Source organism: Pseudomonas vanderleydeniana, assembly GCF_014268755.2.
GTDB lineage: Bacteria > Pseudomonadota > Gammaproteobacteria > Pseudomonadales > Pseudomonadaceae > Aquipseudomonas > Aquipseudomonas vanderleydeniana.
In genome coordinates, this window is sequence record NZ_CP077093.1 from 348125 (window position 1) to 371062 (window position 22938).

A 22938-nucleotide genomic window follows, 5' to 3' on the forward strand; every position below is an offset into this window, starting at 1 on the left:
CTCAGGCGTTCTTGCGGATGACCTGGCCGTCGCGGCACATCAGGCACGCGGCGACGATGTCGTCTTCGAGGTTCACTTCGAACTGTTTTTCCTTGTTGAAGACCAGCTTCAGGAAATCCAGCAGGTTGCGGGCGTACAACGCCGAGGCGTCGGCGGCGACTTCGCCGGGCAGGTTGGTCGGGCCGACGATGGTCACGCCATGGGCCACCACCACCTGGTCGGCGACCGTCAGCGGGCAGTTGCCGCCCTGGGCGGCTGCCAGGTCGATCACCACCGAGCCGGGCTTCATCTGCGAGACGGTCTCGGCACTCAGCAATACCGGCGCCTTGCGCCCGGGAATCAGGGCGGTGGTGATGACGATATCCGCCTGTTTGGCCCGCTCATGCACGGCCACGGCCTGGCGTTGCATCCAGCTGGCCGGCATTGGCCGGGCGTAACCGCCTACGCCGACCGCACACTCGCGTTCCTCGTCGGTTTCGTACGGCACATCGACGAATTTCGCACCCAGGGACTCAATCTGTTCCTTCACCGCAGGACGTACGTCCGAGGCTTCGATCACCGCACCCAGGCGCTTGGCCGTGGCGATGGCCTGCAGCCCCGCGACGCCGGCGCCGAGAATCAGCACGCGGGCGGCCTTCACGGTACCGGCGGCGGTCATCAGCATCGGCATGAAGCGCGGGTAGTGGTGAGCGGCCAGCAGCACCGCCTTGTAGCCGGCGATGTTGGCCTGCGACGAGAGCACATCGAGGCTTTGCGCGCGCGAGGTGCGCGGTGCGGCTTCCAGGGCGAAGGCCGTGATGCCCCGTTCGGCGAGCTTGCCGATGGTCTCGTTGTTGAAGGGATTGAGCATGCCGACCAGCACGGTACCGGGCTTGATCAGCATCAGTTCGCTGTCGCTGGGGGCTACCACCTTGAGAATCAGTTCGGCGCCAAAAGCCTCGGCTGCGCTGCCGATATGGGCACCGGCCGTCTCATAGGCACTGTCGATGACGCTGGCACGTACGCCGGCGCCGCTCTGAACAGTGACCTTGTGACCCTGGCCGACTAGCTTCTTGATGGTTTCCGGAGTTGCAGCAACCCGAGTCTCACCTGTCTGGGTTTCGAGAGGAACACCAATGTGCACGTCAAATCTCCTGCGTGATCTTTTTTATAAGAAGGCCAGCGCACTACGAATGGTGCGACTGGAGCGGCCGATCAGCACGATCCCGGCTTTTTCCGGCCGGGGCGCGGCATTTTGCAGGCGAAAACCACACCCTACAAGAGATTCTGAAAGGTGACGCAAAATTAACTACAAGTCACCCCGTGACCGAATGTCGCACAGGTAAGGCTCAGACCAGCAAAATAGAGGCCTTGGAAGGATTTTGGTCGGAAATGGAGAAATTTCGAATCGGCGACGTGAATAGCTCGGTATTGCACTGAAAAGCGTCTGCAGGCCTTGCCATTAGGCACTTTCGTACAAAAAACGACATCGCCGATACGGTTTGCAGAAAGGCGACATATTGTTATGTCTGTAGGTTTTGTGGGTATTTGACTACGGGGTCAGATATCGCTGAAGGCCTTCAATTCAGAAGGCTGTAGCCTTGTGCCTGGTTTACCAGCCAGTCACGGAATGCCCGAAGCGAGGCGGATTCGACTTTTCGGTCGGGAATCATCAGGTAATAGGCCTTGATGCTGGAGAGTGCGCTGGGGTTGGCAATCACCAGGCGTTTTTCCGACAGTTCCCGCTGAATCAGGAACGGTGGGATCAGCGCAATTCCCATCTCATGCATGGCTGCCTGGGCCAGCATCGAGAATAGTTCATAGCGCGGGCCTGTCATGTCGCGGGGGATGCTCAGCCCCTGGGCGTTGAACCATTGGCGCCAGGCATAGGGACGCGTGGTCTGCTGCAGCAGCGGCAGTTCGGCGATCTCGGCGGCGCTCAGCTCCGGTCGATTGCCCAGTAGTGCCGGGCTGCACACCGGCATCGGGTTTTCGCCCATCAGGCGATGCGACTCGGTACCCGACCAGTCGGCGTCGCCGAAGTAGATGGCGGCGTCGAAATCGGTATCGGCGAAGAGGAATGGCCGGGTGCGGTTGGTCAGGTTGACCGTGACCTCCGGGTGCTGTTGCTGGAAGTCCTTGAGTCGCGGCAGCAGCCACTGGGTGCCGAAGGTGGGCACCACTGCCAGTTCGATCACGTTGGCGCCCTGCTGGCCCATGACGGACAGGGTGTCGCGCTCGACCGCATCCAGTTGCGTGGCGACCCGGCGGCTGTAGGAAAGCCCCGCTTCAGTGAGTTTCACCCCGCGCCGCGAGCGACGGAACAGTTCGACGCCGAGGAACTCCTCCAGGCTGGCGATTTGTCGGCAGATGGCGCCCTGGGTGAGGGACAGCTCGACTGCGGCCTTGGTAAAGCTCTCGTGACGGGCGGCGGCTTCGAAGCTGATCAGTGCGGCGGTGCTGGGGATCTTCCTGCGCATGTACGGCAATCTCACTAAAGGTGCGGGAAAAAGGCTGGCGAGAAGCTTTCGGAGTGAGAAATTAGCACAACAGTATGCGAAATCCTCGTTTGCCGGATCCGCTGGCGGCGCCTAGGATCAATCCACGTTATCTGACCTGTTTTGCGAGGAGTCTCTGATGGGCGCTAAAGCTAGCTTCAACTGGATCGATCCGCTGCTGCTGGATCAACAGCTCACTGAAGAGGAGCGGATGATTCGCGACACCGCCCAGCAGTTCGCCCAGGACAAGCTCGCACCCCGGGTGCTCGAAGCTTTCCGTCATGAACAGACTGATCCGGCGATCTTCCGCGAAATGGGCGAAGTCGGCCTGCTCGGTGCGACCATTCCGGTGGAGTACGGCGGCAGCGGCCTGAACTATGTCAGCTACGGCCTGATTGCCCGTGAGGTGGAGCGCGTCGATTCGGGTTATCGCTCGATGATGAGTGTGCAGTCCTCGCTGGTCATGGTGCCGATCAACGAATTCGGTACCGAGGCACAGAAGCAGAAGTACCTGCCCAAGCTGGCCACCGGTGAGTGGATCGGCTGCTTCGGCCTGACCGAGCCAAACCACGGTTCCGATCCGGGTGCGATGATCACTCGTGCACGCAAGGTCGAGGGCGGCTACAGCCTGACCGGCACCAAGATGTGGATTACCAACAGCCCGATCGCCGATGTGTTCGTGGTCTGGGCCAAGGACGATGCCGGTGATATCCGCGGCTTTGTCCTGGAGAAAGGCTGGAAAGGCCTGAGCGCCCCGGCGATTCATGGCAAGGTCGGCCTGCGCGCCTCGATCACTGGCGAGATCGTCATGGACAACGTGTTCGTGCCTGAAGAGAACGCCTTCCCGGATGTGCGTGGCCTGAAAGGCCCGTTCACCTGCCTCAACTCCGCCCGCTACGGCATCTCCTGGGGGGCGCTGGGGGCTGCCGAGTTCTGCTGGCACACTGCTCGCCAGTACACCCTGGACCGTCAGCAGTTCGGTCGGCCGCTGGCGGCTACCCAACTGATCCAGAAGAAGCTGGCCGACATGCAGACCGAGATCACCCTCGCCCTGCAGGGTTGCCTGCGCCTGGGGCGGATGAAGGACGAAGGGACCGCCGCGGTGGAAATCACCTCGATCATGAAGCGCAATTCCTGCGGCAAGTCCCTGGAAATCGCCCGCATGGCGCGGGACATGCTCGGTGGCAACGGCATTTCCGACGAGTTCGGGGTGGCCCGTCACCTGGTCAACCTGGAAGTGGTCAACACTTATGAAGGTACCCATGACGTGCATGCGCTGATCCTCGGGCGCGCGCAAACCGGTCTCCAGGCGTTCTACTGACAGGAGCTGGGCTCATGGGCGCGCTTTCGCATCTGCGGGTATTGGATTTGTCGCGGGTATTGGCCGGGCCCTGGTGCGGTCAGATCCTCGCGGACCTGGGGGCCGAGGTGATCAAGGTCGAGCGCCCCGGCAACGGGGATGACACGCGCGCCTGGGGGCCGCCCTTCCTCAGGGACGCCCATGGCGAGAACACCAGCGAGGCGGCTTATTACCTGTCGGCCAACCGCAACAAGCAATCGGTCACCATCGACTTCACCCGGCCTGAGGGTCAGCGGCTGGTGCGCGAGCTGGCGATGAAGTCCGATATCCTGATCGAGAACTTCAAGGTCGGCGGGTTGGCAGCCTATGGGCTGGACTACGAGTCGCTCAAGGCGCTGAACCCAAACCTGATCTATTGCTCGATCACCGGCTTCGGTCAGTTCGGGCCCTATGCCAAGCGTGCCGGCTACGACTTCATGATTCAGGGCCTGGGTGGGCTGATGAGCCTGACAGGCAAGCCTGAAGGTGACGAAGGGGCTGGACCGGTGAAGGTTGGCGTGGCCTTGACCGACATCCTCACTGGGCTGTACTCGACCGTGGCGATCCTGGCCGCCCTCGCCCATCGGGATCGTGATGGTGGTGGGCAGCATATCGACATGGCCCTGCTCGATGTCCAGGTGGCGTGCCTGGCGAACCAGGCGATGAACTACCTGACCTCCGGGGTGGCGCCCAAGCGGCTCGGCAATGCCCATCCGAACATCGTGCCGTACCAGGACTTCCCGACCGCCGATGGCGACTTCATCCTGACGGTGGGTAATGACGGCCAGTTCCGCAAGTTCGCCGAGGTGGCGGGCCAGCCGCAATGGGCGGACGATCCGCGGTTCTCCAGCAATGTCGCGCGGGTTGCCAACCGTGCGGTGCTGATTCCGCTGATTCGCCAGGCGACTGTCTTCAAGACGACGGCCGAGTGGGTGGCGCAGCTGGAGCAGGTGGGGGTACCGTGCGGGCCGATCAACGATCTGTCGCAGGTGTTCGCCGATCCACAGGTGCAGGCGCGTGGGCTGGCGGTCGAGCTGCCCCATGCCCTGGCCGGGCGGGTGCCACAGGTGGCGAGCCCTATTCGGTTGTCCGAGACGCCGGTGGAGTATCGTAATGCTCCTCCTCTATTGGGCGAGCATACGCAGGAGATTCTGCAGCGGGTGTTGAGCCTGAGTCCGCAGGCGGTAGCCACGCTAAGGGAGTCCGGGGTGCTCTAGGCGCCCTGCTCTCTTCTATATAGACACTGGCACGCTATCGATGTTGTGGGAGCCGGATTTATCCGCGAAGGCGTCCTTTCTGGCGATGCAGGACTTGCGGGCCTCTTCGCGGGCAAGCCCGGCTCCTACAGAATCGGTTACCCGCAATTCCTGTCCTATCAGTGGCTTAGGCGCTCGCTCCGTGTTTCCGGGGTTTTTGACCTTTATGACAGAAATCTGAAAATAACGGTTGACGCTGGTTCCCAGGGGCCTATAATGCGCCCACTTCCGGCGCAGACTGAACGGAAAACTCCTTGAAATTCAATGAGTTAACCAGTTTCAGGCAGCGCAGTTTCAAATCATCGAAACACGGAAGTGGCTGTAAAAGAGGTGTTGACAGCAGCGTGTAACGCTGTAGAATTCGCCTCCCGCTAACGAGAGATCGGAAGCGCAAGTGGTTGAAGCTTAAAGAGAAATCTTGAAAACTTCTGAAAATAATCACTTGACAGCAAATGAGGCTGCTGTAGAATGCGCGCCTCGGTTGAGCGAACAGCTCACCAAACGCTCTTTAACAACTGAATCAAGCAATTCGTGTGGGTGCTTGTGGTGTAAGACTGAATAGTCACTAGATTATCAGCAGCACAAGTGACCATGCGAGAAATCAAATGAGTCATTTGAGTATGCTGAGCCAAGTTTAGGGTTTTCTCAAAACCCAAGCAGTATTGAACTGAAGAGTTTGATCATGGCTCAGATTGAACGCTGGCGGCAGGCCTAACACATGCAAGTCGAGCGGATGAGAGGAGCTTGCTCCTCGATTCAGCGGCGGACGGGTGAGTAATGCCTAGGAATCTGCCTGGTAGTGGGGGACAACGTTTCGAAAGGAACGCTAATACCGCATACGTCCTACGGGAGAAAGCAGGGGACCTTCGGGCCTTGCGCTATCAGATGAGCCTAGGTCGGATTAGCTAGTAGGTGAGGTAATGGCTCACCTAGGCGACGATCCGTAACTGGTCTGAGAGGATGATCAGTCACACTGGAACTGAGACACGGTCCAGACTCCTACGGGAGGCAGCAGTGGGGAATATTGGACAATGGGCGAAAGCCTGATCCAGCCATGCCGCGTGTGTGAAGAAGGTCTTCGGATTGTAAAGCACTTTAAGTTGGGAGGAAGGGTTGTACGTTAATACCGTGCAATTTTGACGTTACCGACAGAATAAGCACCGGCTAACTCTGTGCCAGCAGCCGCGGTAATACAGAGGGTGCAAGCGTTAATCGGAATTACTGGGCGTAAAGCGCGCGTAGGTGGTTCGTTAAGTTGGATGTGAAATCCCCGGGCTCAACCTGGGAACTGCATCCAAAACTGGCGAGCTAGAGTATGGTAGAGGGTGGTGGAATTTCCTGTGTAGCGGTGAAATGCGTAGATATAGGAAGGAACACCAGTGGCGAAGGCGACCACCTGGACTGATACTGACACTGAGGTGCGAAAGCGTGGGGAGCAAACAGGATTAGATACCCTGGTAGTCCACGCCGTAAACGATGTCAACTAGCCGTTGGGGTCCTTGAGACTTTAGTGGCGCAGCTAACGCATTAAGTTGACCGCCTGGGGAGTACGGCCGCAAGGTTAAAACTCAAATGAATTGACGGGGGCCCGCACAAGCGGTGGAGCATGTGGTTTAATTCGAAGCAACGCGAAGAACCTTACCAGGCCTTGACATGCAGAGAACTTTCCAGAGATGGATTGGTGCCTTCGGGAACTCTGACACAGGTGCTGCATGGCTGTCGTCAGCTCGTGTCGTGAGATGTTGGGTTAAGTCCCGTAACGAGCGCAACCCTTGTCCTTAGTTACCAGCACGTTATGGTGGGCACTCTAAGGAGACTGCCGGTGACAAACCGGAGGAAGTGGGGATGACGTCAAGTCATCATGGCCCTTACGGCCTGGGCTACACACGTGCTACAATGGTCGGTACAGAGGGTTGCCAAGCCGCGAGGTGGAGCTAATCCCACAAAACCGATCGTAGTCCGGATCGCAGTCTGCAACTCGACTGCGTGAAGTCGGAATCGCTAGTAATCGCGAATCAGAATGTCGCGGTGAATACGTTCCCGGGCCTTGTACACACCGCCCGTCACACCATGGGAGTGGGTTGCACCAGAAGTAGCTAGTCTAACCTTCGGGAGGACGGTTACCACGGTGTGATTCATGACTGGGGTGAAGTCGTAACAAGGTAGCCGTAGGGGAACCTGCGGCTGGATCACCTCCTTAATCGACGACATCAGCTGCACCATAAGTTCCCACACGAATTGCTTGATTCATTGAAGAAGACGATTGGGTCTGTAGCTCAGTTGGTTAGAGCGCACCCCTGATAAGGGTGAGGTCGGCAGTTCGAATCTGCCCAGACCCACCAATTACCTGGTGCACCCTGTAGTCGATACGGGGCCATAGCTCAGCTGGGAGAGCGCCTGCCTTGCACGCAGGAGGTCAGCGGTTCGATCCCGCTTGGCTCCACCATATTCAGCTCCACCATGCAGTTGGCCAGATCGTAGAGCTTAGAAATGAATATTCGATGACGAATATTGATTTCTGAACTTTATCAGAATCGTTCTTTAAAAATTTGGGTATGTGATAGAAAGAAGACTGAACACTACTTTCACTGGTAGTGGATCAGGCTAAGGTAAAATTTGTGAGTACTCTTAATTGAGCGGCAAATTTTCGGCGAATGTCGTCTTCATAGTATAACCAGATTGCTTGGGGTTATATGGTCAAGTGAAGAAGCGCATACGGTGGATGCCTTGGCAGTCAGAGGCGATGAAAGACGTGGTAGCCTGCGATAAGCTTCGGGGAGTCGGCAAACAGACTTTGATCCGGAGATCTCTGAATGGGGGAACCCAACCAGCATAAGCTGGTTATCTTGTACTGAATACATAGGTACAAGAGGCGAACCAGGGGAACTGAAACATCTAAGTACCCTGAGGAAAAGAAATCAACCGAGATTCCCTTAGTAGTGGCGAGCGAACGGGGACCAGCCCTTAAGTGGCTTTGAGATTAGCGGAACGCTCTGGAAAGTGCGGCCATAGTGGGTGATAGCCCTGTACGCGAAAGTCTCTTAGTCATGAAATCGAGTAGGACGGGGCACGAGAAACCTTGTCTGAATATGGGGGGACCATCCTCCAAGGCTAAATACTACTGACTGACCGATAGTGAACTAGTACCGTGAGGGAAAGGCGAAAAGAACCCCGGAGAGGGGAGTGAAATAGATCCTGAAACCGTATGCGTACAAGCAGTGGGAGCAGACTTTGTTCTGTGACTGCGTACCTTTTGTATAATGGGTCAGCGACTTATATTCAGTGGCGAGCTTAACCGAATAGGGAGGCGTAGCGAAAGCGAGTCTTAATAGGGCGCTTAGTCGCTGGGTATAGACCCGAAACCGGGCGATCTATCCATGGGCAGGTTGAAGGTTAGGTAACACTGACTGGAGGACCGAACCGACTACCGTTGAAAAGTTAGCGGATGACCTGTGGATCGGAGTGAAAGGCTAATCAAGCTCGGAGATAGCTGGTTCTCCTCGAAAGCTATTTAGGTAGCGCCTCACGTATCACCAGGGGTAGAGCACTGTTTCGGCTAGGGGTCATCCCGACTTACCAAACCGATGCAAACTCCGAATACCTGGAAGTGCCGAGCGTGGGAGACACACGGCGGGTGCTAACGTCCGTCGTGAAAAGGGAAACAACCCAGACCGTCAGCTAAGGTCCCAAAGTCATGGTTAAGTGGGAAACGATGTGGGAAGGCTTAGACAGCTAGGAGGTTGGCTTAGAAGCAGCCACCCTTTAAAGAAAGCGTAATAGCTCACTAGTCGAGTCGGCCTGCGCGGAAGATGTAACGGGGCTCAAACCATGCACCGAAGCTACGGGTATCACGTAAGTGATGCGGTAGAGGAGCGTTCTGTAAGCCTGAAGGTGAGTTGAGAAGCTTGCTGGAGGTATCAGAAGTGCGAATGCTGACATGAGTAACGACAATGGGTGTGAAAAACACCCACGCCGAAAGACCAAGGTTTCCTGCGCAACGTTAATCGACGCAGGGTTAGTCGGTCCCTAAGGCGAGGCTGAAAAGCGTAGTCGATGGAAAACAGGTTAATATTCCTGTACTTCTGGTTATTGCGATGGAGGGACGGAGAAGGCTAGGCCAGCTTGGCGTTGGTTGTCCAAGTTTAAGGTGGTAGGCTGAGATCTTAGGTAAATCCGGGATCTTAAGGCCGAGAGCTGATGACGAGTGTCCTTTAGGACGCGAAGTGGTTGATGCCATGCTTCCAAGAAAAGCTTCTAAGCTTCAGATAACCAGGAACCGTACCCCAAACCGACACAGGTGGTTAGGTAGAGAATACCAAGGCGCTTGAGAGAACTCGGGTGAAGGAACTAGGCAAAATGGCACCGTAACTTCGGGAGAAGGTGCGCCGGTGAGGGTGAAGGACTTGCTCCGTAAGCCCATGCCGGTCGAAGATACCAGGCCGCTGCGACTGTTTATTAAAAACACAGCACTCTGCAAACACGAAAGTGGACGTATAGGGTGTGACGCCTGCCCGGTGCCGGAAGGTTAATTGATGGGGTTAGCGAAAGCGAAGCTCTTGATCGAAGCCCCGGTAAACGGCGGCCGTAACTATAACGGTCCTAAGGTAGCGAAATTCCTTGTCGGGTAAGTTCCGACCTGCACGAATGGCGTAACGATGGCGGCGCTGTCTCCACCCGAGAGACTCAGTGAAATTGAAATCGCTGTGAAGATGCAGTGTATCCGCGGCTAGACGGAAAGACCCCGTGAACCTTTACTATAGCTTTGCACTGGACTTTGAATTTGCTTGTGTAGGATAGGTGGGAGGCTTTGAAGCGTGAACGCCAGTTTGCGTGGAGCCATTCTTGAAATACCACCCTGGCAACTTTGAGGTTCTAACTCAGGTCCGTTATCCGGATCGAGGACAGTGTATGGTGGGTAGTTTGACTGGGGCGGTCTCCTCCTAAAGAGTAACGGAGGAGTACGAAGGTGCGCTCAGACCGGTCGGAAATCGGTCGCAGAGTATAAAGGCAAAAGCGCGCTTGACTGCGAGACAGACACGTCGAGCAGGTACGAAAGTAGGTCTTAGTGATCCGGTGGTTCTGTATGGAAGGGCCATCGCTCAACGGATAAAAGGTACTCCGGGGATAACAGGCTGATACCGCCCAAGAGTTCATATCGACGGCGGTGTTTGGCACCTCGATGTCGGCTCATCACATCCTGGGGCTGAAGCCGGTCCCAAGGGTATGGCTGTTCGCCATTTAAAGTGGTACGCGAGCTGGGTTTAGAACGTCGTGAGACAGTTCGGTCCCTATCTGCCGTGGACGTTTGAGATTTGAGAGGGGCTGCTCCTAGTACGAGAGGACCGGAGTGGACGAACCTCTGGTGTTCGGTTGTCACGCCAGTGGCATTGCCGGGTAGCTATGTTCGGAAAAGATAACCGCTGAAAGCATCTAAGCGGGAAACTTGCCTCAAGATGAGATCTCACTGGAACCTTGAGTTCCTGAAGGGCCGTCGAAGACTACGACGTTGATAGGTGGGGTGTGTAAGCGCTGTGAGGCGTTGAGCTAACCCATACTAATTGCCCGTGAGGCTTGACCATATAACACCCAAGCAATTTGCGAAACGAAGCAGATTGCGGTGTATGAAGACGAAGTGAACCGAAAGTTTGCCACGCACAAAGCACCGAAGACTGTCACATACCCGATTCGCTGGAGCGTTGCCCAAACAACGAGCCGGCTACAGAATTTCTTGACGACCATAGAGCATTGGAACCACCTGATCCCATCCCGAACTCAGAAGTGAAACGATGCATCGCCGATGGTAGTGTGGGGTTTCCCCATGTGAGAGTAGGTCATCGTCAAGATTAAATTCCGAAACCCCAATTGCGAAAGCAGTTGGGGTTTTGTCTTTTTATAGAAGTTCCTCATTTCGCTGGAGCGTTGCCCAGGCAACGAGCTGGCTACAGAATTTCTTGACGACCATAGAGCATTGGAACCACCTGATCCCATCCCGAACTCAGAAGTGAAACGATGCATCGCCGATGGTAGTGTGGGGTTTCCCCATGTGAGAGTAGGTCATCGTCAAGATTGAATTCCGAAACCCCTATCTGCGCAGGCAGGTAGGGGTTTTGTCTTTCAGGCCTGTCCTCTCTGGACATCTCCCGCCTGTCCCCCGTATTTTGCCCTGAGCTAGGCGCACAAGATCAGCACGGGATCTCACCCTCTCGTCGGCGAACCGCGACATTTGCGAGAAGGCCATTAAGTTTTCCGCCGATGGTGCCGACAAGAGGATGAGTCGTGCGTGCACCAAAGTGGAGCACCCATGGACGGTCATACCAGTTGCATGAAGGACTGTCGCATCGTGTACGCACCCCCAACCTTCGGCATGAGAAGCTCCGTGAAATGAACCTGAAATTCAGCCATAAAATTCTACTGGCCGCCTCCGGTGTCGTGGTTCTGGCGTTTGCGCTGTTCACCTTCTACAACGACTACCTGCAACGCAGCACCATTCGACAGAACCTCGAATCCTCGGTCCAGCAGGCGGGCGACCTGACCGCGAGCAGCGTGCAGAACTGGCTGAGCGGGCGAATCCTGGTACTGGAGAACCTCGCCCAGAACATTGCCCACCAGGGCAGCAAGGCCGATTACCCGGGCCTGGTGGACCAGCCGGCCTTCACCTCGAACTTCCAGTTCACCTACGTCGGCCAGACCGATGGCACCTTCACCCAGCGTCCCGACGCGAAGATGCCGGATGGCTACGACCCACGCCAGCGTCCCTGGTACAAGGCCGCCGTGGCGGCTGACAAGACCATGCTCACCCCACCCTACATGGCTTCGGTCGGTGGCCTGGTGGTGACCATCGCCATGCCGGTGAAGAGCAGCGGTCAGCTGCTCGGTGTGGTCGGTGGCGACCTGAGCCTGGAAACCCTGGTGAAGATCATCAACTCGGTGGACTTCGGCGGGATCGGCCAGGCCTTCCTGGTCAGCGGTGATGGCCAGGTGATCGTCAGCCCGGACAAGGACCAGGTGATGAAGAACCTGAAGGACATCTATCCGGGTTCCGCCCCGCGCATCGCCAAGGGCATCCAGGAAGTCACCCTGAACGGCCAGGAACGTATCCTGTCGTTCACCCCGGTGGTCGGCCTGCCATCGGCTGACTGGTACATCGGCCTGTCCATCGACAAGGACAAGGCCTATGCGCCACTGAGCAAGTTCCGCACCTCGGCGCTGATCGCGATGTTCATCGCCGTGGCCGCCATCGCCGTGCTGCTGACCCTGCTGATCCAGGTGCTGATGCGTCCGCTGACCACCATGGGCCGCGCCATGCAGGATATCGCCCAGGGCGAGGGCGACCTGACCCGTCGCCTGCACATCGTTCACAAGGACGAGTTCGGCGAGCTGGCGGGTTCCTTCAACCAGTTCGTCGAGCGGATTCATGCCTCGATCGCCGAAGTGTCCTCGGCCACGCGCCAGGTGCACGACCTGTCCCAGCGGGTGATGAACTCGTCGAACGCCTCGATCATCGGCTCGGACGAGCAGAGTGCGCGGACCAACAGCGTCGCCGCCGCGATCAACCAGTTGGGTGCCGCCACCCAGGAAATCGCCCGCAACGCCGCCGATGCCTCGGAGCACGCCAGTGGCGCCAGCGAGCAGGCCGATGATGGTCGCCAGGTGGTAGAGCGGACCATCCAGGCCATGACCGAGCTGTCGCAGAAGATCAGCCTGTCCTGCACCCAGATCGAGACCCTGAACGCCAGCACCGACAACATCGGGCACATCCTCGATGTGATCAAGGGCATCTCCCAGCAGACCAACCTGCTGGCCCTCAACGCCGCCATCGAGGCGGCCCGTGCGGGTGAAGCCGGGCGTGGTTTCGCCGTGGTCGCCGACGAAGTCCGCAACCTGGCGCACCGTACCCAGGAGTCGGCGGAAGAGATCCACAAGATGATCACCTCGCTGCAGGTTGGCTCCCGCGAGGCGGTGACGACCATGAACGCCAGCCAGGTCTCCAGCGAGGAAAGCGTCGAGGTCGCCAACCAGGCCGGTGCGCGCCTGGTCAGCGTGACCCAGCGGATCGGCGAGATCGATGGCATGAACCAGTCGGTCGCGGCCGCCACCGAAGAGCAGACGGCGGTGGTGGAAGCCCTCAACATGGACATCAGCCAGATCAACCTGCTGAACCAGCAGGGCGTGGCCAATCTCAACGAAACGCTGAAGGATTGCGATGCCCTGTCGCAGCAGGCGGGTCGCCTGAAGCAGCTGGTCGACAGCTTCAAGATCTGAGGGCTGAGACATCCCCCCGGCGAGGTTGCTGGGGCGGTGTCTCAGAGGGTCTGTTCGCGGGCAAGCCCGGCTCCTACAGACTTGTGTCGTATGCAGCGTTGCTGAATGACGCCAAAGTGTAGGAGCCGGGCTTGCGCGTGAACCACCGTACCGCCCTCTCCTTCAACTCAACAACGTCCGCACATTCGCCATCGCCTCATCGGCGAACTCTTGGATGAAGCGCCGGAACCCCGGCATGTCCTGCGCACTGGCCGCCACCGGCTCGGCAATGATCGTCCACGTCGCGCGGCAACGCTCTGGCGAGAGTGCCTCGACGCTCATCATCGCCCACAGCTGGCCGACGCCGAGGGTGTTGTAGAGCGTGGTCCAGGTCATGCACATCGCCTGCTCGTTGCGGCTGTTGAGCTGTTCGACCACCAGGTGCCCATCCTGGAACGACTTCTTGCGCAGCGCGCCCACGCCCTCACCGATCATCTCGATCTGCGAAAGCGCCGGGACGAACCTGGCAAAGCCGGCAAAGTCACCGACCAGGGCCCAGGCGCTGGCGGCGGCCCCGGGGATCTCGACCGTGGACGTCACTGCCTGGCCTTGGGGGTTGCGAATCAGGGTATCGGGTTGCGGGGAATGCATGATGTGCTCCGGGTGGTTGGGGTGAATCAGATGAATCGGATCTGCCTGAGGTAGTCGCAGCCCTTGCGCAGCAACGCCGCACTCTTGACCGGATAGGGCTCGCCCATGCGCCGTACGCCGGCCTCGGCCTGCCCGTGCTCGATGGCCGAGATGTCGCCGATGTCCTCCTCGAAACCGTTGAGATAGAAACCCAGGACTTCGAACAGCGCGTTGTCGCGGTCGACCCGCTGCAGCTGTCGCTGCCAGTCGGCCACGCTGACCAGCTGGAAGTCGTGCCCGGCCTCGCGGAACGCCGCCATATAGTCATGCCAGCTCAGTGGCTGCGGGTTGTGCAGGTTGAACACCCCGCCCGTGCCCGGCAGGCAGCAGCTTTGCCGGGCGATGAAGCGCGCGAGGAAGTCCACCGGCATCAGGTCGAAGTTGAGCGCCAGAGCCGGCACCTGGCCCAACTGCAGCGAGCCCTTGAGCATCAGCAGCAGGCGGTTGCGATGCGGCTGGCAGACGCCGTTGCGGCTGTTGAAGGCAATGTTGCCGGGGCGATAGAGATTGACCCACGCACCCTGTTCGCGGGCCCGCTGGACAATCCGCTCACCGACCCACTTGGACAGGTTGTAGCCGTTCCTGATGTAGATCGGCGGCGTCTCGGCCGCAGGCTGCTCCAGCACCCGGCCCTGGTCGCTGATACGGCTGCAGGCGGACAGGCTGGAGATGAAGTTGAACACCTTCTTGCTCCGCCCCTCGCACAGGCGCAGGCATTCGAACAGCGGGCCGACGTTGTCGGGCGCCAGGGCCTCGTAGTCGAGAACGTGATTGACGTGGGCGGCGTTGTGGATCAGCACGCCGAACTCGCGGTCGATCCGCTCGTAGACATCGGCGGCCAGCCCTAGGCGAGGCTGGCGGATGTCCGCCGGGTAGACCCGCACCCGGCCCAGGTCCAGATGCTCCAGGCGGTTGTTGCGCAGCGCCCGGGCAAAACGCTCGGCCGCGGATTCGCCGGCACTGTCGCGGACCAGGCAGGCGACCTCGCGGACACCGGCGGCGAGCAGGGCCTCGACCAGGTGCACGCCGACGAAGCTGTTGGCACCGGTCAGCAGTACCTTGCCGCGGTCACCGGCACGCTGCGCCGGTAGTGGCTGCCAGTCCAACTCGCGTGCGGCATCGGTGAAAACCTGCGGGCTCAATGCGCCATTGGCCGATTCGCCCCTGACCAGGATCGCCAGTCGGCACAGGGTCGGTTGCTCGATGAAGCGGTTGATGGAGATGCCATGCCCGTAGTGGGCCCGGATTCCCAGCAGCATCTTTGACAGCAGGATCGAATGCCCGCCCAGGTTGAAGAAGCTTTCGTCGGTGGCGATCCCCTCGACCGGCCGTTCCAGCAGCTCGGCCCACAGCGCTTGCAGCCAGGCTTCGTCGGCGTTGGCCGGCTGTCGCAAGGCAGGGCTGCCGCCCTCATCAACCGGCGTCTGCAGCAAGGCCTGGCGGTCAAGCTTGCCGTTGCCTGCGATCGGCAGCCCGCTCAGCTCAAGATAGGTCGCCGGGTGCATGTAGTCCGGCAGGTGGCATTCGGCGTGGTGTCGCAGGGCAGCCCGGGAGCTGTCGGCGTTGGCCGGCTGCGCCACGTACGCAAGGATCCGTTGCTGGCTGTCGATGAGCACGGCCACCTGGCGATACAGCCCGCTGCTGCGCAGGCAGTGCTCGATTTCCGCTGGCTCGACCCGCAAGCCGCGGATCTTCACCTGGTGATCCAGGCGCCCGCAGAACTCGATGCCGTCGGCGGTCCACCGGGCCAGGTCGCCGGTACGGTAGGCTCGCAGCGCCGGACCCTTGCCGGGGCGCAACTCGACGAAGTGCTCGGCGGTTCGCTCCGGGGCATTCAGATAACCGAGGCTCACGCCCGGCCCGACGATATGCAGCTCGCCAACGACCTGCTCGGCCACCGGCTGGCCACCTTCATCGAGAATGAACACCTGGCTGTTGGCGATCGGCCCGCCAAGGCTGCGGTTGCCGGTATCGCTGTGCAGCCGCCGCGCGGTGGCCAGCACTGTCGCCTCGCTGGGGCCATAGAGGTTGTGCAGGGTTGTCTGCCGGGCGAGTCGTTCGATGACCCAGGGCTCGCAGACATCACCGCCGGTCAGCAGGTGGCTCAGGCCCAGCGGCGGCTCCAGTGGCAGCAGGCCGAGCAGCGTAGGGGGCAGGAAGGCATGGCTGACCCGCCGCTCGCGGATCAGCTCGGCGAGCTGGGCGGGGTCGCGCCGCTGGTCCTCGCTGGCGACCACCAGCGTGGCGCCCTGGATCAGGCTCGGGAAGATATCGATCAGCGCCGCATCGAAGCCCAGGGTCGAGAATTGCAGCACGCGATGCCGGGCGCCGAGCTGGATGTAATCGGCATACCAGGCACAGAAGTGCGCGAGGTTGGCCTGGCTGAGCAGGATGCCCTTGGGGCGACCGGTGGTTCCCGAGGTGTAGAGTGCCAGGCACGGGCTCTGCGCGGGCAGGGGCTGACGCACCAGCGATGCGCCCACGCATGCCTCGTCGACCGGCACGGCGCTGACATCCAGCGCGGGCAAGCGCTCGCCAAGCGTGTGCCGGCCATCGTGCAGCAGCAGGCTGGCCCCGGCATCCTCCAGGATGAACCGCTGGCGCGCCGGCGGATGGTTCGGGTCCAGCGGCAGGTAGATCGCGCCACAACCGAGGATGGCTAGCAGGCTGGCGTAGAAGGCCGGCGTTTTCGCCAGGCACAGGGCGACCACCGGGGGCGGTTCCCGATGGGGCCGTGGGGCGAGGGCGGCCAGCAGGCGCTGCTGGATCGCCAGGCTGTGGCGATGCAATTGACGGTAGCAGGTTGTCGCTCCGGCTACGTCCAGGGCCGGCCGATCGGCAAAGCGCCGCAGGCTGTCTTCGATACGCTGGATCACCGGCACGGCTGCCAGGGCCAGCAGCTCGGGGCGAGCGGTACGGTTGAAGCGATGTTCGAAGGCCAGTGACGCCAGGGCCGACAGTGGTTGCTCGACGCTTGCTGGCGTGGGAGCCATGCCTGTGTCCGCCAGGAAGCAGCCGCTGTCCCGGGCGAAGCGGCTGACCAGCAGCGCACCGAACTCCAGCAGGGCGCTGTCAGCCGCCCGGCGCAGGGCCTGGCCATTGCCGGAGTCTTCCGCGGCTATCGGCTGGCGCAGGATCAGCCGTTCGCCCTGCCAGCAGCGCAGCGCCAGTTCCGGCAGGCCGCTGGCCGTCGGCTGGCCGTATTCCAGGCGCAGGCGCAGGCGGAGCAGCTTGTCAGCCGCGGCAGGCAGGCGCTGGCTGCCATCCTCGATCAGCAGGTCTGCTACGCAGGGCAGGCTTTCACCGGGCGTCAGGCGATGGAGCCGGTGACCGTGCTGTTCCAGCTCCAGCCTCAGTGGCTCCAGCACCTGGCTGTGCCCGGCCAGCAGGATGTCGAGGCGCCTCACGGGTGGCTCCCGGGCTGGAGCAGGTAGTCGCCCAGCGTGTCCTGTACGCAGGGCGAGTCCAGCAGCGAGCTGTTGCGCAGGAAACGCATGATATTGATCACCAGCGGGTGATGACGATTGAGCGGGTAGGCCAGGCTCGCGGCCTCGCTCCTGAGGGCCTGGCGAACCGGCTCGGCGACCGGCAGGTGCTCGATCACCCGGAAGTCGAAGGCTTTCTGGATATCGTTGGTCAGGTAATGGACGATGAACACCGGCAGGATCTCGGCGATCGTCTCGCGGTCCGCCTCGCCTGCGTCCTGCCAGTAGAGCCGTACCAGCCGGGTCCAGAAGCCGGCATGGCGACCCTCGTCGAGCAGGTGGTCGGCCATCAGTCCCTTGACCGACGCCTTGACGGTCGCATCCTGGGCAAAGGCCGCGACATCGTGGGTCACGGTGTTTTCCGCGATTGCCACGCAGAGCAGTTCGACGGCGCCCGACAGATGCTCCGGCGCCATCCCCAGGGCTACCGGTATGGCCCGGCTCAACTCGATCTCGTTGGGCATGGCCAGCGGCTGGATGCCGGTCAGCGCGATGGCCTGCTGCATGAAGTCCATTGCCACCAGCGCGTGGTAGTCCTCGTCGACCACCACCGTCATGGCGGCATAGCGGCAGGCCAGCGGGAAGCGGACCGGAAAGCGGTCCTTGGCGATGCGCCGGGCGGTGCGGTCGACGATATCGGTCTCGAAAATCACCACGTCGTTGATGAATTTGTACAGGCTCTGGGTCAGCACGAAATCGCGCTGTTCGGGGCAGTGGGCGAGCAGCGTGCCGCTGTTGGCCAACGGTTGGCGGCTGAGCGGATAGATCAGCCGGTCATCGTCCTCCAGCAATCGGCGCGGGCGGGTGCGGATGCTGGCACGGTTTTCCCAGGCCTCGACGAAGGCGCTATAGTCGGCGGCGTTCATGACCCCACTCCAATGGGCTCGGCCCGCAGTGCCACGAGTACGTCGTCCCAGAGCCGGCAGCGACTCTCCAGCGCTCCCAGGGCGGCAATGTCGGCCTCCTGGCGCCGCTGCCGGTCACCGTCGACCAGCCGTTCCAGCAGTTGTGTGGCGGCCGGGCCATGGTCGGCGGCGTCCAGCTCGATATGCCGTTGCAGGTAGTAGTGCAGGGTGGGCGCCTGGGCCTGGTCGATATGCCATTGTTCGAGCAGGCGGCGGAACATCCGCGGCACCAGGTTTTCCCGGCCATGCAGGAAGACTGCGGCGACGCAGTGCGGGGTGCCGTGCAGGGCGACCGCCAGGGTCTGGTTGACGAAGCGGCAGGCACCCGGCGTGGCACCGGCGCGTTGCAGGGCGCTGTCGACGGTGGCGCCTTCACGCAGCAGGCGGATAAAACCGTCGATGACCTGCGTACTCGCACCGATTTCCGCCATGGCCTGCAGGTACAACTCGAAATGGCTGCAATGGCCTGCCCCGGGACGCGTGTCCGATTCCTCGCCGAGCACGATCTCGTTGATTGCACGGGCCGCCGCCGCGTCCTCGGGTGGCAGCCAGGGCAACCGCAGGCAGGTCAGTTCCCGCTGCAGCCGCTTGGTCAGCGACATGAAGTCCCACACCGCGAAGACATGGGTTTCCATGAAGCGTCGCAGTTGCGGCAGTGAATGGATTTCGCTGAACACGAGGTGTGCAAGTAATTGTGCCTGTTTATATTCGAAGTGCGGGTCATAAGTATTCATTGGCCACCTTGGTGGTTGGTAAGTTGGATAGCGATAAACACCCGTGTTCAATGCCGTGAAGCCATATGACTAAATAACAGGCGAACGGCGGCCGCACTCGACAGTTGAAAACCGAGAGGCCCTGGGCGACGCTGTTGATGCCCGTGTCGTGGTGTTCGCTGATAGCCGGTACTGATCAAGCGCTGCGGCGCGGCGTGGGTGTCACGGCGGCTGTGCGTCTCCGGCTGTTTAAAACTAGTACAGGGTACAAGTTTCAATCAAGTTGTTTTTAAGTTTGTTGAAGTTTTCGTTTTATAAAGGGCGAAAGTTCCTTGTAAAACAAACCGGGTTTGTTTTATTGGCGTGAGCGAACATCTTCCAGCCTATAACGGGCAGAATGAAAACAACGAGTGAATGCCTCACTCCGGTCGCTCTTTAATGGATGGGGCAGTGGTTTGGTCGATAGGGTCGGGGCACGCTTCATCCGTGCCTTGCAACCTGTGGCAAAGCTCCTTCTGGTGAGTCTCCTGTCCGGGTATTGCGTAGCGAGGGGGCACCGTGCCGATTGACAAGGGTGTGTCCAACCGCGTGACTCGGCTAGCGCCTGGGGAGACAGGCGCACCCGATGCCTCGTCCGGGGCCGGTCGTCCCGCAGTCAGCCGGGGTGGTCCGGGACTGACCTCCGTGAATACGTTCAGGGAAAGACGGTGATCGACCCGTGCCTCGGCGGATCGTTCAAGGCTGGCCAAGGTAGCGCCGGATGACCTCGATACCTCGTCGCAGGTGCTGCTGCAGGTGCGTCACGCAGGCATCGACCTGGCCGGCACGAGCCGAGCGGAGCAGTTCCCGGTGATCGTCCTGGGAGAGTTTCCCCAGGCCCATGGCTGACAGGTTGAAGCGCAGGAAGCGTTCCTCCTCTACCAGGCCCTGTTCGATCAGGGCCAGCAGCTTGTGGTTGGGCGCCTTGCAATAGAGGCTCATGTGAAACAGGCGGTTGAGCCGGCCGACGTCGTTGTAGTCGGTCTGGGCCTCCAGCTCGTCGATATAGGCGGCGCTGCGGGCCAGGTCCTCTTCGCTCAGTCGCGGCACCGACAGGCGCAGGGCTTCCGATTCGAGCAGGATGCGCAGGTCGTAGTTCTCCGTCGAGGTATCGTCGATCAGCGGGGCGACTACCGCGCCCTTGTGCTGGACGACGCGCAGCAGCGACTGCGCCTCGAGCTGGCGCAGGGCTTCGCGGACCGGCATCCGGCTGACGCCGAACAGCGTCGCCAATTCCTGTTGGCGCAACGCCATGCCGCAGGGCAGGCGTCCATCGAGAATGGCGCCGCGCAAGGTTTCCTCGATCACGGCCCGGGCGAGATGGGCGGGTATCGGCTCGCTGACGAGGATGCTGCTCAAGGGGTTTGGTTTTCTTGCCACTTTGGAACCACCTGCTGCTCGAAAGGGCAGCTCAAGTCGAGTTCGACGCAATACCTGCTGCCGCCCGGACGCTTTTCAAACCGCTGCCGGATATTGGGGTCCTTCCACAGCGGATAGTTGCAAGGTGCCATTTTCTTCCAGCAAACCCCGCGTAACTATCAAGCGTTTCTCGAATCAGTGTAGGTCTCCGTCATTCTGTAAGTACGTTTTACTTTGCAACGGCGGCGTATTTTGCACAGCGGCAGCTGGCCGACAGGACCGGCGCTTGCCGATGTCCTATGCATATTCCTAAATAGTATTTAAATTATATCTCTTATGACTATATCGTCACCCCACTGCGTACCCACCGACCAATCGGTGCGCCGCACGAACTGAACCAACACGGGACCACCGTGAGTTTCTGATCGAGGCGCGCTATCGGGCGTGCTCTGCGTGGGAGTTGAATACATGTCTTTGGTTTCTGCGGTTTCCCCGGCGCCCGTGGCGGCGTCCCAATCCTTCGAGGTCCGCCCCTTCATTGGCGCGACAGGTGCCGAAATCATCGGCCTGGACCTGCGCCAGCCGGTCAATGAGCAGGACTTCGCCCGTATCCACCGTGCCCACCTGGACCACCATGTGCTGGTGTTTCGTGACCAGCGCATCAGCCCCGAGCAACAGATCGCCTTCAGCCGGCGTTTCGGCGTGTTGCAGATTCACGTACTGAAACAGTTTCTCCTGGCCGGGCACCCGGAAATCCTGATCGTCTCCAACATCATCGAGAACGGCCAGAACATCGGCCTGGGCGACGCCGGCAAGTTCTGGCATTCGGACCTGTCCTATAAGGAACTGCCGAGCCTGGGGTCCATGCTGCACGCCCAGGAACTGCCGACCGAGGGCGGTGACACGCTGTTCGCCGACCAGCACAAGGCCCTGGACAACCTGCCCGAAGCGCTGCGCAAGGCGATCGAGGGACGTTCGGCGGCGCACTCCTACACCGCGCGCTACAGCGAGACCAAGTTCGAGGGCAACTGGCGTCCGACTCTGACCCCGGAACAACTGGCCCAGGTCGCCGAGGTGGTGCACCCGATCGTCCGCACCCACCCGGAAACCGGTCGCAAGGGGTTGTTCGTCAGTGAAGGTTTCACCACACGGATCATCGGCCTGCCGGAAGACGAAAGCCGGCAGATCCTCAGTGAGCTGTACGCCCACAGCGTGCTCCCGGACAACGTCTATCGCCATCAATGGCAGCCACACGACCTGGTGTTCTGGGACAACCGCTCGCTGATCCACCTGGCCGCCGGCTGCCCGAACCATCTGCGCCGCAAGCTGTACCGCACCACTATCCAGGGCGATGCCCCGTTCTGACCCGATCGCTTTCAAGGAGCATCCCCATGCCTGCACCCTTTGCGCTGCTGCCGAAACTCGGCCGCTTCACCACGACCCTCGGCCTGAGCCTGAGTCTGTTCGCCAGCAGCCTGCTGGCTCCGGCCACGGCCCAGGCCGAAGGCGAAATCCGCATCGCCGAACAGTTCGGCATCGTCTACCTGCTGCTCAACGTGGTTCGTGACCAGCACCTGATCGAGAAGCACGGCAAGGCCGAAGGCCTCGACATCAAGGTGGACTGGACCCAGCTGTCCGGTGGCTCGGCGATCAACGACGCGCTGCTCTCAGGTTCAGTGGACATCGCCGGGGCCGGCGTCGGCCCGCTGCTGACCATCTGGGACCGCACCTACGGCCGGCAGAACGTCAAGGCCGTGGCCTCGCTGGGCAACTTTCCCTACTACCTGGTGAGCAACAACCCCAAGGTCAAGACCATTGCCGACTTCACCGAGCAGGACCGCATCGCCCTGCCGGCGGTGGGCGTCTCGGTGCAGTCGCGCTACCTGCAGTACGCGGCGGCCAAGCTGTGGGGCGACAAGGAGTTCAATCGGCTGGACAAGTACACCGTCGCCGTCCCGCACCCGGACGCCACCGCCGCACTGATCGCCGGCGGCACCGAGCTGACCGGGCACTTCTCCAACCCGCCGTTCCAGGAGCAGGCGCTGGAGAACCCCAACGTCCACGTAGTGCTCAACAGCTACGACCTGTTCGGGCCGAACTCGCCGACCGTGCTGTTCGCCACCGAGAAATTCCGCAACGACAACCCCAAGACCTACAAGGCTTTCGTCGAGGCCCTGGCCGAAGCCGCCGACTTCGCGCAGAAGGACAAGGGCGCGGCGGCGGACACCTACCTGCGGGTGACCAAGGCCAAGATCGACCGGGCGGCGCTGCTGAAGATCATCGACAACCCGCAGTTCGAGTTCACCGTGACACCGAAGAACACCTATCCGCTGGCCGAATTCCTCCATCGTGTCGGCGCCATCAAGCACAAGCCCGAGTCGTGGAAGGACTATTTCTTCCAGGACGCCAAGCCGTTGCAGGGGAGCTGATCGCC

The 22938-nt window shown here is 60.6% G+C and carries 12 protein-coding genes, 2 tRNA genes and 4 rRNA genes; 11 read left to right on the top strand and 7 right to left on the bottom strand.

Features of this window, described 5'->3' with window-relative positions:
- Window position 1: 1 nt before the first annotated feature.
- Window positions 2–1123, bottom strand: coding sequence for a Re/Si-specific NAD(P)(+) transhydrogenase subunit alpha (locus HU752_RS01615; RefSeq protein WP_186689114.1), 1122 nt, complete (start codon window positions 1121–1123; stop codon window positions 2–4).
- Between the two features lie 436 nt (window positions 1124–1559).
- Window positions 1560–2459 carry a LysR family transcriptional regulator gene (locus HU752_RS01620; RefSeq protein WP_186689116.1) on the bottom strand — a complete coding sequence of 300 codons (900 nt, stop codon included), beginning with the start codon at window positions 2457–2459 and terminating at the stop codon, window positions 1560–1562.
- Between the two features lie 157 nt (window positions 2460–2616).
- Here HU752_RS01620 and HU752_RS01625 point away from each other — a divergent pair, with 157 nt between their 5' ends.
- The 9 genes from HU752_RS01625 (at window position 2617) to HU752_RS01665 (ending at window position 13334) form a co-directional block, all read left to right on the top strand.
- A complete protein-coding gene (locus HU752_RS01625; RefSeq protein WP_186689118.1) occupies window positions 2617–3798 on the top strand; it encodes an acyl-CoA dehydrogenase in 1182 nt (393 codons plus the stop codon).
- A 14-nt stretch (window positions 3799–3812) separates the two neighbouring features.
- Window positions 3813–5033: a CaiB/BaiF CoA transferase family protein gene (locus HU752_RS01630; protein WP_186689119.1), complete on the top strand. Its 1221-nt coding sequence runs from the start codon at window positions 3813–3815 to the stop codon at window positions 5031–5033.
- A 703-nt stretch (window positions 5034–5736) separates the two neighbouring features.
- Window positions 5737–7272 (top strand): 16S ribosomal RNA (locus tag HU752_RS01635).
- Between the two features lie 65 nt (window positions 7273–7337).
- Window positions 7338–7414, top strand: a tRNA-Ile gene (locus HU752_RS01640).
- A gap of 28 nt (window positions 7415–7442) precedes the next feature.
- A tRNA-Ala gene (locus HU752_RS01645) sits at window positions 7443–7518 on the top strand.
- Window positions 7519–7767: 249 nt separating this feature from the next.
- A 23S ribosomal RNA gene (locus HU752_RS01650) occupies window positions 7768–10651 on the top strand.
- 148 nt (window positions 10652–10799) lie between these two features.
- Window positions 10800–10915, top strand: a 5S ribosomal RNA gene (gene rrf / locus HU752_RS01655).
- A gap of 107 nt (window positions 10916–11022) precedes the next feature.
- Window positions 11023–11138 (top strand): 5S ribosomal RNA (gene rrf / locus HU752_RS01660).
- The 16S, 23S and 5S rRNA genes sit together here with 2 tRNA genes alongside, the layout of an rRNA operon.
- Before the next feature lie 315 nt (window positions 11139–11453).
- Window positions 11454–13334, top strand: a complete 1881-nt coding sequence (locus HU752_RS01665; RefSeq protein WP_186684318.1) for a methyl-accepting chemotaxis protein — start codon at window positions 11454–11456, stop codon at window positions 13332–13334.
- 162 nt (window positions 13335–13496) lie between these two features.
- Here the strand turns inward: HU752_RS01665 and HU752_RS01670 are convergent, their stop codons facing one another.
- From HU752_RS01670 to HU752_RS01690, 5 genes are all read right to left on the bottom strand, one after another.
- Window positions 13497–13964, bottom strand: a complete 468-nt coding sequence (locus HU752_RS01670) for an SRPBCC family protein (RefSeq protein ID WP_186684316.1) — start codon at window positions 13962–13964, stop codon at window positions 13497–13499.
- A gap of 26 nt (window positions 13965–13990) precedes the next feature.
- The gene (locus HU752_RS01675) at window positions 13991–17410 is read right to left on the bottom strand and encodes an amino acid adenylation domain-containing protein (protein ID WP_186684314.1); all 3420 of its coding nucleotides are present in this window, start codon (window positions 17408–17410) and stop codon (window positions 13991–13993) included.
- Window positions 17407–18354: a diiron oxygenase gene (locus HU752_RS01680; RefSeq protein ID WP_186684312.1), complete on the bottom strand. Its 948-nt coding sequence runs from the start codon at window positions 18352–18354 to the stop codon at window positions 17407–17409. Before HU752_RS01680 ends, HU752_RS01675 begins: the two co-directional genes overlap by 4 nt.
- Window positions 18351–19127 (bottom strand): DUF3050 domain-containing protein, encoded by a 777-nt coding sequence (locus HU752_RS01685; protein WP_186684310.1) that lies wholly within the window; start codon window positions 19125–19127, stop codon window positions 18351–18353. Before HU752_RS01685 ends, HU752_RS01680 begins: the two co-directional genes overlap by 4 nt.
- Window positions 19128–19841: 714 nt before the next feature.
- Entirely contained in the window at window positions 19842–20525 is a 684-nt protein-coding gene (locus HU752_RS01690) for a GntR family transcriptional regulator (protein ID WP_186684308.1), read from the bottom strand.
- Between the two features lie 447 nt (window positions 20526–20972).
- Here HU752_RS01690 and HU752_RS01695 point away from each other — a divergent pair, with 447 nt between their 5' ends.
- Both HU752_RS01695 and HU752_RS01700 read left to right on the top strand, forming a co-directional pair.
- Window positions 20973–21869: a TauD/TfdA dioxygenase family protein gene (locus tag HU752_RS01695; RefSeq protein WP_186684306.1), complete on the top strand. Its 897-nt coding sequence runs from the start codon at window positions 20973–20975 to the stop codon at window positions 21867–21869.
- 26 nt (window positions 21870–21895) lie between these two features.
- Complete coding sequence (locus HU752_RS01700; RefSeq protein WP_186684304.1) at window positions 21896–22933, top strand: ABC transporter substrate-binding protein; 1038 nt, start codon at window positions 21896–21898, stop codon at window positions 22931–22933.
- Window positions 22934–22938: the final 5 nt, after the last annotated feature.